This is a genomic window from Streptomyces sp. NBC_00273 (assembly GCF_036178145.1).
Taxonomy (GTDB): Bacteria; Actinomycetota; Actinomycetes; order Streptomycetales; family Streptomycetaceae; genus Streptomyces.
The window spans coordinates 2,679,739-2,692,502 of record NZ_CP108067.1; the positions used below are offsets into that span (position 1 = coordinate 2,679,739).

Consider the following 12,764-nt stretch of genomic DNA (forward strand, 5'->3'; position numbering starts at 1 on the left):
CGCAGCAGCCCGTACGCGCTCCGTTCAGTCCAGGTCGGCCTCGTCGTACTCCCCCGCCGACCCGGCCGCGGTGAGCTCCCGCAGCTCCACCCGGCGGATCTTGCCGGACACGGTCTTCGGGAGCTCCGCGAACTCGATGCGGCGGATCCGCTTGTACGGGGACAGCACCGCGCGGGAGTGCTCGAACAGCACCCGGGCCGTCTCCGGCCCGGGCTCCCAGCCGCCCGCGAGGGTGACGTACGCCTTCGGGACCGCCAGCCGCAGCGCGTCCGGGGCCGGAACGACGGCGGCCTCGGCCACCGCCTCGTGCTCCAACAGGGCGCTCTCCAGCTCGAACGGGCTGATCTTGTAGTCCGAGGCCTTGAACACGTCGTCGGAGCGCCCGACGTAGGTCAGGTACCCGTCGGCGTCGCGCGCGGCGATGTCGCCGGTGCGGTAGAGCCCGTCGGCCATGGCCTCGGCCGTGCGCTGCGGATCGTCGCGGTAGCCGGTCGTCACCCCGGCCGGCCGGGTGCGCAGGTCCACGCAGAGCTCGCCCTCGTCGGGGGACTCCTTGCCGGTGACCGGGTCCAGCAGGACGATCTCGTAGCCGGGTGCCGGCCGGCCCATGGAGCCGGGCTTGACGGGCACCCCGGGGAAGTTCCCGACCTGGAGCGTGGTCTCGGTCTGGCCGAAGCCGTCGCGGATCGTGACGCCCCAGGCGGCGCGGACCCGTTCGATGACTTCCGGGTTGAGCGGCTCCCCGGCGGCGACGGCCTCGCGCGGGGGCCGGGCCAGCTTGGTGAGGTCGGACTGGATCAGCATCCGCCACACGGTGGGCGGGGCGCAGAAGGTGGTCACGCCGTGCCGGTCCATCTCGGCCATCAGTCGCTCCGCGTCGAAGCGGGTGTAGTTGTGGACGAAGACGGTGGCTCCGGCGTTCCACGGGGCGAAGAGGTTGGACCAGGCGTGCTTGGCCCAGCCGGGCGAGGCGATGTTGAGGTGCACGTCGCCGGGGCGCAGCCCGAGCCAGTACATGGTGGAGAGGTGCCCGATGGGGTACGAGGCGTGCGTGTGCTCGACGAGCTTGGGGCGGTCGGTGGTGCCGGAGGTGAAGTAGAGCATGAGGGGGTCGGTGGCGAGGGTCTCGCCGTCCGGGGTGAAACGGCCGTCGGCGGCCGCCGTGTCCGCCAGCCTCAGCCAGCCGTCGGGGACCTGGTCCCCGACGGCGATCCGGGTGTAGCCGCCCGGCACCTCGTCGAACTTCGCCGTGTCCAGGGCGCGCGCGATGACGTGGCGCACCTGGCCGCGTTCGACCCGGTCGCGCAGGTCGGCCGGGCCGAGCAGCGGGGTGGCCGGGATGACGACGGCGCGCAGCTTCATCGCGCCGAGCATCACCTCCCACAGCTCGCGCTGGTTGCCGAGCATGACCAGGATCCGGTCGCCGGGCGCGACGCCCTGCTCACGGAGCCAGTTGGCGGCGGCGCCCGACCGCACGGCGAGCTCCGCGAAGCTGAGGCTCTGGCTGGTGCCGTCCTCCTCGACGACGCGCAGGGCGTCGGCGTCGTTCCCGGCGGCGATGTGGTCGAACCAGTCCAGGGCCCAGTTGAAGCGGTGGGGGCGGGGCCAGGTGAATCCGGCGTGGGCGGCCGCGTAGTCGCCGCGGCGTTCCAGCAGGAAGTCCCGGGCGGCCAGGAAACGGGCGGTGGCGTCGTCCTGCGTGCTCTCGGTCGTCATGACGGGCATCGTGCCGCCTTCGGTGTACGGACCACCAGTGCGGCGTCAGCCGTGAGTTGACCGTCCGGGACCGCCGAGGACCGCCGGGGACCGCCGAGGACCCTCCAAGGGTCCCGGTCAGGGGTTGATCGCCCCGAACCGTACGGCCGCACCACCGCCCCCGCCCGCCGTCCCTTCCGCCATCCCCGCCACCATCAGCTCCCCTTCGGCGACGATCTCCTCCTTCGCCGCCTTCGGGACCGGGCCGAACAGCTCGACGGTGAGCGCCTGCCCTTCCAGCTTCCACAGGCCGGCGACGAACCCGTCCACGAGCAGGGTGCAGTGGGCCTGGTTCCCGGTCCAGGTGCGCCCCTTGATCTCGGGGGCGACCACGCGGGCGCGGTCGGCGTGCGAGAGCAGGAGGTTGTCGAACTCCGGGAGGAAGCGGGGCGGGGCCGGGGCGTCCGCGTCGGGGCGGGGGGCGTCCGGGAGGTCGAAGAGCTCCACGCCGTTCTCGTCCTGGAAGACGAGGAGGCCCGGGCGCAGCCGCTCGAAGGCCTCGCGCAGCCGGGTCAGTCCGGCCCAGGTCTGCATGTCCTTGACGGAGGCGGGCCCGAAGGCGGCGAGGTAGCGCAGCACGACCTCGTCCACGGGCTGGGCCGCACCGGCGGGCTCCCCGAGCCAGGTCTCGACGGTGGTGAGCCGGACCTGGCCGCTGCGCCCCCACACACCCCGCGGGGTGACCTGGACCAGCGGCAGCCGGCAGCGGGCGGCGACGGACAGGGACTGCGGGTCAGCGTTGGGCCATTCCTTGAGGAGTTCCTCGCGGATCTCACCCATGGTGCGCGGCTCGCTCTCGACGAAGGCGCGGGCGCGCTGCGCGAGCCGGTCCAGATCCACCCCCGCGAGCCCCTTGCGGAAGTAGGTGACCTCGCGGTCGCGGGCGGGCTGGACGAGGGGCCTCAAGGTCAGGGCGTCGTGGGCGGTGTGCGTGTGGATCGTCGACCGCATGGTGACCATCCGGACGGCCTCGCGGGACTCCATGAGCCCGGCCAGCTCGGCCGGCCGGAAGCCGGCGAGCCGGGCGTGCAGCTGGAAGTAGGGCGGCTTCACGTTCTGCGCCTGCAGCCCGAGCAGGTGCGCGACGGCGTCCCCCGCGGACATCTCGGCGCGGCTCAGCAGCAGTTGGCGGGCGAGCGTGGCACGGTTCAGAGCGCGGGTGTCGATGACGGGGTGTGTCGTCCTGGAAGCCATGGCAGCAAACCTAATCCCCCTTGCGGACAGCTTTCGTCCGCAACCCCAACCGGAAGCTGACCTGCGGTAGCGAAGGGCGCGGCCGGGCCGGGTCGGGCCGCCCGGGAACGTCGCCGCACGACTGTCCGAATGCCGTCGGGCGGGGGTGGACGAAGTTGTCGTCGACGTCGCGGGCGTGTATTCCGAGCATGGTCGACCGGACGCCGTACGTACGGGACCTCCACGAGATCCCGTAGGGCCTGCCGGGAGGCGACGAACTGACCCATGGAACGGGTGCGAGAGGTCGGGGCACGCCCACGTGCCGCCCTGCCGCACGCGGGGAGGAGAGGCAACGCGGTGCCCAACGACATGGTCCGATGGCTCAAGGAGCACGCCAACCCCTTGAGCACCCTGATACCCGGCGCGCCCGCGGAGGACCTGAAGCCCCTGGGCGAGGCCCTGCGGGGAACACGGATCGTCGGTTTGGGCGAATCCACCCACGGCACGAGCGAGTTCTTCCGCCTGAAGCACCGCATCGTGGAGTTCCTGGTCCGCGAGGAGGGGTTCACCACCCTCGCCATGGAGGCCAGCCAGTCCGCCGCCCGCGCGCTCGACGCGTATGTCCGCTACGGCACGGGCACCCCCGAACGGCTCGTCGCCCGGCTGGGCTTCTGGACCTGGCGCACCCGCGAGATGGTCGACCTCGTCGAGTGGCTGCGCGCCCACAACCGCGACCTGCCCGAAGAGCGCCGGACCCGCTTCGTGGGAACGGACCCCCAGCTCTGCGCGGACTCGGTCGAGGCCGTCGCCGCCTTTCTGCGCCGGACGGCGCCCGATCGGGCCGGGCGCGTCAGCGCCTTGGACGTACTGGCCCGGGCCCGCCCGGGCTCGCTTCCGGACCCGGACAAGGCCCTGATGCGGCGCGCCGAGGAAATCGTCCGCCTCGTCGCGGACCACGTGGAGCAGTCGGGTCCCGGCGACGACGCCGCCGAGGCCCTGGAACACGCGCGGATCCTGGTCCGCGCCGCCGACCTGGTGACCCGCCCCTTCGCAGCCCCGGCCGGCGAGGACGGCGTGTACGCCGCGCGTGACCGCTACATGGCCGAGGCCGTCGCACGGCTCGTGGACGACGACCCCGAGGCGCGCGTCATGGTCTGGGCTCACAACGGGCACATCGCGAAGGGCACGTACGGGGAACAGGTACCGGCCCTCGGGAGCGGACTCCGCGAACGGTACGGCGACGCCTACTACGCGCTGGCCCTCCTCTTCGGCAAGGGCTCCTTCCTGGCCCGCCGCGGCAACGACCTTCAGAACCCGCCGGCGCGCCACCGCATCGGCACCGGCTTCCGCTCCCTGGAGGCCTTGCTCGCGGACGCCGTACCCGGCGACTACTACGCGGACCTCCGCGCCGCGGTCCCTCCCACCGGCGCCGCGCCCTGGCTGCACGCCCCGCACGCACAGCGCAGCTTCGGCGCCAACGTCGGGCGGTTCTTCTACCGCTTGAACACGGCCCCGCTCGTCCCGGCCGAGGACTACGACGGCATCGCGTTCGTAGCCCGCTCGACCTGCTCCCACCTGCTGCCCCCGGCAGAGGACTGAGGCTCGGCGCCGCTGACCGCGCCGTGCGGTCACTCGGCGCGTACGAGGCGGCCCTCGGGGGCGATGGTGAGGGAGGCCCTCACCTCAGCCGGTCTGGGCGGCCACGAAATCACAGAGCGCGTTGAGCGCCTGGAGCGCCGGGCGGGGCGGGAGGTCCAGCAGCACCGTACGGGCCCGGTCCAGCCGCTCGTGCATCATCGCCTCGCCCTCGGCGAGCGCCGGCGAGCGCCGGAACAGTGCGAGGGCCCGGCGCTGCTCCGCGGGTCCCACCGGGCCGGCGGAGAGGAGCTCGCGCAGCTCGGCGCCCTGCGGCGTCCTGTCGGCGAGCGCGAGCAAGACCGGAAGGCTGGCCACGCCTGCGGTGATGTCCTTGCCCTGTTCCTTGCCCAGGTGCTCCGTCGGAGCCTTGATGTCGAGCAGGTCGTCCGCCATCTGAAAGGCGAAGCCCAGGTGTTCGGCGTACTCCCCCAACGCCCGTGCCACCTGCTCGGGGGCGCCCGCCTGCTGGGCCCCGATCCGCAGCGACATGGCGAGCAGCGCCGCGGTCTTGCCCGATATCACCCGCAGGTAGTGGCTGATGGGGTCCTCGCCCGCGCCGGGTCCGACGAGTTCGAGTAGCTGTCCTTCCACGAGCCGTCCCGCCACCTCGGCGTTCAGGGCGGTGGCCTCCGGGCCCAGGTCGGCGGCGAGCCGGGCGGCCTTGGCCAGCAGGAGATCACCGACCCGCACCGCGAGCCGTTCGCCCCAGCGGGCGTTCACGCTCGGTACGCCGTGCCGGGTGACGGCGGCGTCCATGACGTCGTCGTGGTAGAGCGAGGAGACGTGCACCAGCTCCACGACGACCGCCGCCTTGGTGATCCCGTCCTTCCACGGGTCGCCGAACTCCGCCCCGAGCAGCACCAGCAGCGGGCGCAGCCGCTTCCCCCCTGCCGTCGCGAGGTGGGTGGCCACATCGGCGATCCTCGGGTCCTCGGCGCTCTCCGCGCGGGCGACCAGCTCCTTCTCCGCCGCTTCGAGTCCACTGCTCAGTCGCCGCTCGAGTCCCGCGTCGGCGAGGCCGAGCCGGCGGAACATGGCCGCCCTGCGCATGCGGGAGGGCACCGACTTCCCGTACACCGCCTTGAATGTGTCCACGGCCGCCACGGAAATCTCCCCCATCACCTGTGCGGAATGGGCTGAGGCGGACATACCCGCCTGAACCATTGCCACTGTCCCAGCCGTCCAACGGGCACCACTACTGCTTGGCATGAAGCTGCCATCGGCCGATCACGGCGGGGTGGCGTGTCATCTTCCTGCGATGCACTGAGAGATCAACTACGGGGAATCCCGACCCTGTTACGTTCCCCAGCGAACTCACCGAGAGGGAACGGGACCTTGCACAAGAACAGAATGCTCATCGCGGCCGCCGCCGCGGCCATGGCCGTGCTGGCCGGAACCGCAGCGCCGGCAACCGCTTCCGGGACCGGGCAGCAGGCAACCACCTGCACCGACGTCAAGCTGCCGGGCACCCTGCCCGTACCGCCGCCCGGGATGTCCGCAGAGCAGGACGTGAGCATCGGCGCGGACTGTGCTCCCGTCCTGGGACAGGTACGGTTCGTCCCCGTCGCGCCTGCGGACCGGGCCCGTTCCTTCGCGGTCGCGGGCGCCGACGCGCCCACGGGGCGCCAGGTGCGCAGCTGGTCGGAGATGTACGACTGCTGCAAGATCCTCATGACGGGGCTCTACACGACGTCCACCTGGGACACCGTAAACGGTCAGGTCACCCGCCCCGTGACCGAAGTGAGCCACGCAGCCAACCGCGAGCCGTGGAACGCCGGATGGTCGCTGACGACGTCGCACAAGAGCGAGCAGGACTCAGGTGCCCTCGTGACGGCGCACGCGGAGTTCGGCTACCGCGGAATCTTCGACATCGGCGGGAAGTGGTACGCGAACACGCACGACACGACCGTGCAGTTGAACGGCGACGGAACCGCCTCCTGCACCTTCGACATCACGCTGCGGCACACCTTCATCGGATGGAACTCGGTCCGCGGCTGCTCTTGAGCGGACCTGCCCTTCCTCAGGGCCGCCCGAGGTCGCGCGTTTCCCCGGTGACCGCACCGGGGAAACGCGCGACCTCTGCTCTTACTTGGCGGCGGACCCGGCGGCCATCGCCGGTTCCCTCTGCTCGTCACCGCTACCGAGCCCGGCACCGGGAGCGCTACGTCGCCCGGGCCACCAGGCCTTCGCGCCGAGCATCGTGGTCAGCGTCGGCACGAGGAGCAGGGCCATGACGAACGCCGTCAGCAGGATGCCGAAGGACACGGCGAATCCCATCTGCTGCAGCAGCGAGTTGTTCGCGAGCATCAGCACGCCGAAGGTGCCGGCGAGGATGACCGCCGCAGAACCGATGGTCGGCGCGGACTGCGCCACGGCCTGCTTGACGGCTTCCCTGGGGGAGGTGCCCCGCTGGACCTCTTCGCGCAGTCGCGCCACCATGAGGATGTTGTAGTCGGTCCCGATGGCAACGACGAAGAGGTACACGATGACGGGCAGCATGAAGAGCAGCCCGGATTCCCCCTTGGCGCCCTGGAACAGCCAGACGGTGGCACCGAGCGTCGCTGCGAAGCCGAGGCCCACCGAGATCATCAGGTACAACGGGGCTACGACGCTGCGCAGCAGCAGCCCGAGGATGATCATGATCGCCAGACCGGCGACCGGGAACACGAGCTTGTAGTCGTGCTCCACCGCGACCTCGATGTCGGCCAGCACGGCCGTGGTTCCGCCCACGACCGCCTTCGACCCATCGGGAGCCGCCCTGTGGACGGTGTCCCGAAGGTCGCCGGAGACCAGGGCGATCGCCTTCTCCGAGGCCGGCCGGTGCTCCAGCACCGCGCTGAACTGGGCGACGTCGCCCGCAGCGCTCATGAGTGCCGGGGACACGTCGCTGACGCCCTCGGTCTTCGCCACCTCGCCGCGGAAGTCCTCCAGCGCGGACGCGTCGAGCTTGGCCCCGCCCTGCGACGTGACGAGGATCAGGCTCGGGTCGGTCTGGCCGGCCGAGAAGCCCTGCTGGAGCTGCTCCATCGCCTGGACGGATTCGAGGTCCTTCGGCAGGGAACTGTCCGAGTCGAACTCGGCCTTGAATCCGAGCGCTCCCACGGCCAGCACCACCAGCACACCGGCGGAGACGGCGGCGACCACTGCCGGGCGGCGCGAGACCGTGTCGCCCAGCCGGTTGGCAAGGCGGTTCTTCGGCGTCCGCTTCCATGCCTTGGAGGGCCAGAACGCCTTCGTTCCCAGCAACGAGAAGACCGCCGGAACGAGAGTGAGCGCCGCGACGAGCGTGACGGCGACCGCGATCGCCAGCGACGGGCCCATCGCCTTCAGGCTGCCCATGGTCGACAGCAGCAGGGCGAGGAAGGCCACGATCACGGCACCGGCCGCCGAGGCGATGGTCTCTCCCACGCGGGCGACCGCATCGGCCAGTGCTTGCTTGGGCTCCTGTCCGGCGCGCAGGTGCTCGCGGTAGCGGAAGAGCAGGAACAGGATGTAGTCGGTGCCCACGCCGAACAACACGACGATCAGGAGGGCGGAGATCCCGCTGTCCGCCTGCAGCCCGGCCACGTCGCTCGCGATCGCGATCAGCGCCATCGCGACGGTGAACATCACCGCGATCATCAGGACCGGCAGGAACGCGATCAGCGGGCTGCGGAAGATGACGGCGAGCAGCACGATGATCAGCACCAGCGTGGCCATCATGATCATGGCGTCGGTGTCGCCCGAGGACTCGCCCGCATCGAGCGCGGACGCGGCCGGGCCGGTGACGCCCATCTTCAGGGCGGTGCCGTCCAGGAGCTGTTTGGCGTCCTGCCGCAGGCTCTTGACCGCCTTGATGACGGCCTCGTCGTAAAGGTCGTCGACTGACGGGACCACGGTCGCCAAGGCGATCTCGCCGTTGGGAGAGACGGCGTCCGGGCTCGTCTGCACCTTCTTGATGTTCTCGTACTTCTTGTCCTGCAACCCGGCCGCGACCTTGGCGACGTCCGCCTTGTCGGCATCCGTCAGCTTGCCGCCGTCGGTCCGCTGGAACACCGCGATGGCGGCCGATTCCTCACTCTGCGGGAAGGCGGCTGCCGCCGTCTTCGCCGCCTGAACCGATTCAAAGCGCGACGGCAGGAAGTCTGCCTGGTCATTCGCCGGTTTCAATGAGGGCGCCAAGGCACTCAGCGCCACCGCCGCAATGATCCACGCAACAATCGTCAGCCAGGGCCGCTTGACAGAGAACCGTCCTATTCGCCCGAACATGGAGCTCCTTCACCATCATTTCCGATACTGTCCAATAACCGTGACAGGACGACAACGCTGCTCTCCGGCTGACGACAGGACAGCACGCACTTACACCGGGGGATGACTTTTCAGCCACCCTCTTGATGTGAGCGAAGCCGGCAGCACAGCCAGACCAGTCAGCCGGAACGGTGAAAGAATCGCAATTGCACGGCAGGTTACTGACAACAACGGCAGGAAACTCCACTGTCACCCCTGCGAGGAATTCCCCCTTGGCCACTTGCTGCCACGCGGTCGACGCGACCGGCGTTTCGCTGGTAGGCGCAATCCCCGCAGGCGGCGAGGCGACACGCCGGTCGGACGCCGATCAGGTTGGCCGCATCCATCGGTTTCCGGACCGCACGAAGCCCCATGAGGACCCAACGAGGCCCCAGCGGGCCGGCCCCGGAGCCCCTGCCCGCCGGCCCGCGGGCCGGCGGGCAGGCGGGCAGGGCCCGGAGGGCACCGGATCAGATTCCCCGATGCGCGCCATCAAGAATTTCGAATTCGAGGCACGGATATCCCATTTCGATGCCATTTTATACCCACACCCGACGCCCGCCCGCAACGGCGACTACAGGAAACTGCCAGCACCATCCCAGGGGGCACGAAAAGAACTGTGACCGAAGTCACCCCACGTCCGGATCTGCCCGATTTTCATCAGATATTCACGGATCGCAGACCGGAGTTCATCATTCCAGATAGAATGGCCAACATTGCGACGGCCCCTTTGGTCGATAAACTGGCCACTCCCCGGACAATGCGACACTATAAGGTTGATCGTTGACCTTTCTCATTTGTTGACTCCGTTGACAGGAGGTTGTTAATCTCGCTTCGGGCGCCCGACGGGGCGCCCCTGCCTGAGGCCGACCGCCGGCCGTGCTACGAGTGGCCAGCCGACACCGCCGCCTCAGCTGCCCGGGTTCCTCACTGCAGCAAGGAACCCGAACTTCGCAAGATCTCAACGGGGGAATTATGTCGAGCACATTAATGCGTGAAGGAAAACTACAGGAGGAGAAAAGCGAAGGTCAGGGAATCTCCGTCGAAATTTCGGGATACGGCGAAAGCCCTGACGATGTGGAGCGAACTCTTCTGCGAGCCCGCGATCTGATCAACTCCACCATTTCGACACACCGCTCCACTTCACCGGCGGACTCCGCGGCACTGCTGAAATCCGAGAACGGCGACGCCGGCGAAGCCGTCATGCAGCTCATCGGAGGAGCCCGGCACCGGGTCAGCGTGGCTCTTTCCGGAAACGAGGAACAGGCCGAGGCGGTCTCCAAGGCGCTGCTCCAGCGCAGCAAGACCTCCAAGGACGCGGTTGCCGTCCGGTTCCTCTGCACTCCGAAGGCATTGGAGACGCGACTCATCCGGTCAGTCGCCCCTCATTCTCCCGCTTGGGAGGTCCGTGTCATCGAGGACCATCTCGTCGAAGCCGTGGTCGTGGACGGGCGGACGGCACTCGTCCACAACGGGCCCCGGTCCACGGAGGGCCACATCGTCACCCTGGAGGACCCGGCGGCTGCCAGGACGTTGGAGCTGCTCCTGGCCGGCGCATGGCGACGGGCACTGTTCCTCGAGGACTACCTGCGGCTCGGCAGCCGTCTCCGTAGCGACCTCGGCCGACGCATCCTGGAACGCCTGTGCGCGGGGTGCACCGACGCGGTCGCCGCACGCGAGATGAAGGTGTCCCTGCGCACCTACCGCCGCCACGTCGCCGAAATCATGCGCGATCTCGGTGCGAGTTCCCGATTCCAGGCAGGAGCCAGAGCCGTCGAGCTACGCCTGCTGCCAGAAGGCGGATAGTAGACACGTCACCGAGCCGCATTTCGGGGGAATTGCTGTGGAAGAAATACCTTCGTTAGATTCATCTGACAGTCGCGGACCGCACGAGGAGGTCAGGTTCGGGAGCGTACACGACGCATTTGAATTCGAGCTGATGGAAGTGCGTGCGCTCATAGACTTCACGCTCACCAATCGCCGGGACCGGCGGCTGCGCAACGCGCTGATATCCGAGGTCAAACCGGAAAGGGAGGCCATCGCCGGCGAGGTGCGGAAGCTCATTGACCAGGCGTCCCAGCACGTAGAAATCATCCTTGCGGGAGAAATCGAGATCTCCCAAGCGGTCTGGAACGTCGTTGCCGGACCTCTGCGCGGTACGGGTGCGCGCATGGACGTGCGCGTTCTGTGCACGCGGACCGCCCTGGAGCAGCAGCGGTTCGAGGGCGACGGCGACTGCAACTACGACTGCGACGGCGAGACAGGTTCGCTCAAGGTCCGGGTGTCCGACCTGCCACGGCTCACAGCCGTCATCGTCGACGGACGGAAGGCCCTCGTGTGCGCGGAGTCGGCAGTCGGCGGCCGGGCATCGGTCATACAGGCCGAATCGGTCAACCGTACGCTGCGCATGCTCTTCGAGAGCATCTGGCAGAGCGCCGCCGTTCCGAGCCAGCTGAGCAGCTTCGGTCGCCGGGATCGCTCGGACACCGTCCGGCAGGTGCTCAAGTACCTGAAGCTCGGGCACACCGATGAGGTGGCCGCCAGGGAACTGTCCGTGTCCGTCCGCACCTACCGCCGGTACGTCGCAGAGATCATGACGATGCTGGGCGCGGATTCACGTTTCCAGGCCGGCGTACGTGCCGCGCGACTCGGGCTGCTGTCCGCCGCCCACTCCACGGAACGTGACCGTTCCAAGCCTCCGCCGGACCTACCGGCGAAGTAGGACCTCGTCCGACGGCCGTCCGCACCGCACCATGCGCCCGCCGCACCACCGGTTCCCGGTCGTGCGTCGGGCGCTCGGTGCTGTCGTCAGCGCAGGCGCAGGAGGGCGCAAGCCAGCGCCCCGTCGCGGTCGACGGAGGTGACCACGGCGATGCGGCCGCGTGAATCCGGGCACCCCTCGGCCAGCGCCAGAACCGACACCACCTGGAAGGTGGCGGTCGCCGCGGACGTGTCGCCCATCTGGGGAGGCTGTGGGATCCACTCCAGCGAGAGATCACCGAAGGCGGCGTCCAGCGCCGCGCGCTCCTCGGCTCCGGCGGTTCCCGAAGGAGAGGACGGCGACACCGCCCACAGTTCCTCGAGGCCCACCCCGGCGCGGCGCACCGCCCGCTCGATGCAGGCGGTCAGCGAAGCCGCCACGCCCTGCGGCCCGACGATGCCGGACTCCACCAGCAGCACCTCGGCCAGGCCGTCACCCGGCGGGGTGAACTCGGCGGGTTCCAGTTTCAGCACCGCGCAGCCTTCGCCCAGGAGCGTGTCGCTCTCGTCGGCGCCCCGCACGTGCAGCTCTAGCCACGACCTCGCCGTCGAGTACTCCTCCGCCGCGCCGCACAGCACCGTTCGTGCCCGGCCGGCCGCCATCAGGCGGCGGGCGTAGTTCAGCGCCATGAGACCGGACGCCCGTCCCGCCGCGACCGTCGTGTTCGGACCCTTCAGCCCGTACCAGATGGCGCATTGACCGGTCGCGCAGTTCATCACGGTGTTCGGGAAGTGCGACGGGTCGACGTAGAAGGGCTTCTCCTCCAGGAAGGTGTCCCTGGTCAGGTCCATCATGCTCTGCGCGCTTCCGGTGTTGGTGCCCAGCACCAACGCCGCGTGCTCGCCGCCCAGTTCCTCGGCCGGCGCTCCCGACTCCTCGATGAGCCGGCCGATGGCCGTGACCGCCAGACCGGTCACCCGGTCCATCGACCGCGTGCCCTTGCGCCCCAGTACGTCCCGGATCACGAATCCCGGTACCAGGCACGCCTGCTCGTCAGGGCCCTTCCACTGCTCGGCGTCCAATGCAGCCGCTGTCTGACGGCCCGAACGGACGCCTTCGGCGAAGGCCTCGCGGCCGATGCCGAACGGCGACACCGCCGACCATCCCGTAATCACAGGACCACGTACTGCGGTGACCATCCCGCTCACAGCCCGATCACTCCTCTTGAATG

Annotated in this window: 9 protein-coding genes; 4 read left to right on the plus strand and 5 right to left on the minus strand. The window is 69.5% G+C overall.

All coding sequences use genetic code 11. From position 1 onward, the window contains the following. Positions 1-24: 24 nt before the first annotated feature. Complete coding sequence (locus OG386_RS11245) at positions 25-1,716, minus strand: AMP-binding protein (protein ID WP_443053162.1); 1,692 nt, start codon at positions 1,714-1,716, stop codon at positions 25-27. A gap of 117 nt (positions 1,717-1,833) precedes the next feature. Beyond that, positions 1,834-2,949: a winged helix DNA-binding domain-containing protein gene (locus OG386_RS11250; protein WP_328788025.1), complete on the minus strand. Its 1,116-nt coding sequence runs from the start codon at positions 2,947-2,949 to the stop codon at positions 1,834-1,836. A 336-nt stretch (positions 2,950-3,285) separates the two neighbouring features. Here OG386_RS11250 and OG386_RS11255 point away from each other — a divergent pair, with 336 nt between their 5' ends. Beyond that, a complete protein-coding gene (locus OG386_RS11255; protein WP_328788026.1) occupies positions 3,286-4,527 on the plus strand; it encodes an erythromycin esterase family protein in 1,242 nt (413 codons plus the stop codon). Between the two features lie 84 nt (positions 4,528-4,611). Here OG386_RS11255 and OG386_RS11260 read toward each other — a convergent pair whose 3' ends face one another. Beyond that, positions 4,612-5,661 carry a polyprenyl synthetase family protein gene (locus OG386_RS11260; RefSeq protein WP_328788027.1) on the minus strand — a complete coding sequence of 350 codons (1,050 nt, stop codon included), beginning with the start codon at positions 5,659-5,661 and terminating at the stop codon, positions 4,612-4,614. A 240-nt stretch (positions 5,662-5,901) separates the two neighbouring features. Between OG386_RS11260 and OG386_RS11265 the strand changes: the two genes are divergently transcribed. Further along, a complete protein-coding gene (locus OG386_RS11265; RefSeq protein ID WP_328788028.1) occupies positions 5,902-6,570 on the plus strand; it encodes a hypothetical protein in 669 nt (222 codons plus the stop codon). Positions 6,571-6,651: 81 nt separating this feature from the next. On the opposite strand, the gene OG386_RS11270 is transcribed toward OG386_RS11265, so the two are convergent. Continuing rightward, a complete protein-coding gene (locus OG386_RS11270; RefSeq protein WP_405789292.1) occupies positions 6,652-8,814 on the minus strand; it encodes an MMPL family transporter in 2,163 nt (720 codons plus the stop codon). Positions 8,815-9,807: 993 nt separating this feature from the next. Between OG386_RS11270 and OG386_RS11275 the strand changes: the two genes are divergently transcribed. Together OG386_RS11275 and OG386_RS11280 are read left to right on the plus strand one after the other, a co-directional pair. Further along, positions 9,808-10,638, plus strand: coding sequence for a helix-turn-helix transcriptional regulator (locus tag OG386_RS11275; protein ID WP_328788030.1), 831 nt, complete (start codon positions 9,808-9,810; stop codon positions 10,636-10,638). 133 nt (positions 10,639-10,771) lie between these two features. After that, the gene (locus OG386_RS11280; protein WP_328788031.1) at positions 10,772-11,554 is read left to right on the plus strand and encodes a helix-turn-helix transcriptional regulator; all 783 of its coding nucleotides are present in this window, start codon (positions 10,772-10,774) and stop codon (positions 11,552-11,554) included. A gap of 86 nt (positions 11,555-11,640) precedes the next feature. On the opposite strand, the gene OG386_RS11285 is transcribed toward OG386_RS11280, so the two are convergent. Then, positions 11,641-12,732 (minus strand): beta-ketoacyl synthase N-terminal-like domain-containing protein, encoded by a 1,092-nt coding sequence (locus OG386_RS11285; protein WP_328793219.1) that lies wholly within the window; start codon positions 12,730-12,732, stop codon positions 11,641-11,643. Between the last annotated feature and the right edge of the window lie 32 nt (positions 12,733-12,764).

Excerpts from the sequence above, each read along its gene's own strand:
- OG386_RS11245 (WP_443053162.1), bottom strand. The coding sequence starts at position 1,716 with ATGACGACCGAGAGCACGCAGGACGACGCCACCGCCCGTTTCCTGGCC.
- OG386_RS11250 (WP_328788025.1), bottom strand. The coding sequence starts at position 2,949 with ATGGCTTCCAGGACGACACACCCCGTCATCGACACCCGCGCTCTGAAC.
- OG386_RS11270 (WP_405789292.1), bottom strand. The coding sequence starts at position 8,814 with ATGTTCGGGCGAATAGGACGGTTCTCTGTCAAGCGGCCCTGGCTGACG.
- OG386_RS11275 (WP_328788030.1), top strand. The coding sequence starts at position 9,808 with ATGTCGAGCACATTAATGCGTGAAGGAAAACTACAGGAGGAGAAAAGC.
- OG386_RS11280 (WP_328788031.1), top strand. The coding sequence starts at position 10,772 with ATGGAAGTGCGTGCGCTCATAGACTTCACGCTCACCAATCGCCGGGAC.
- OG386_RS11285 (WP_328793219.1), bottom strand. The coding sequence starts at position 12,732 with ATGGTCACCGCAGTACGTGGTCCTGTGATTACGGGATGGTCGGCGGTG.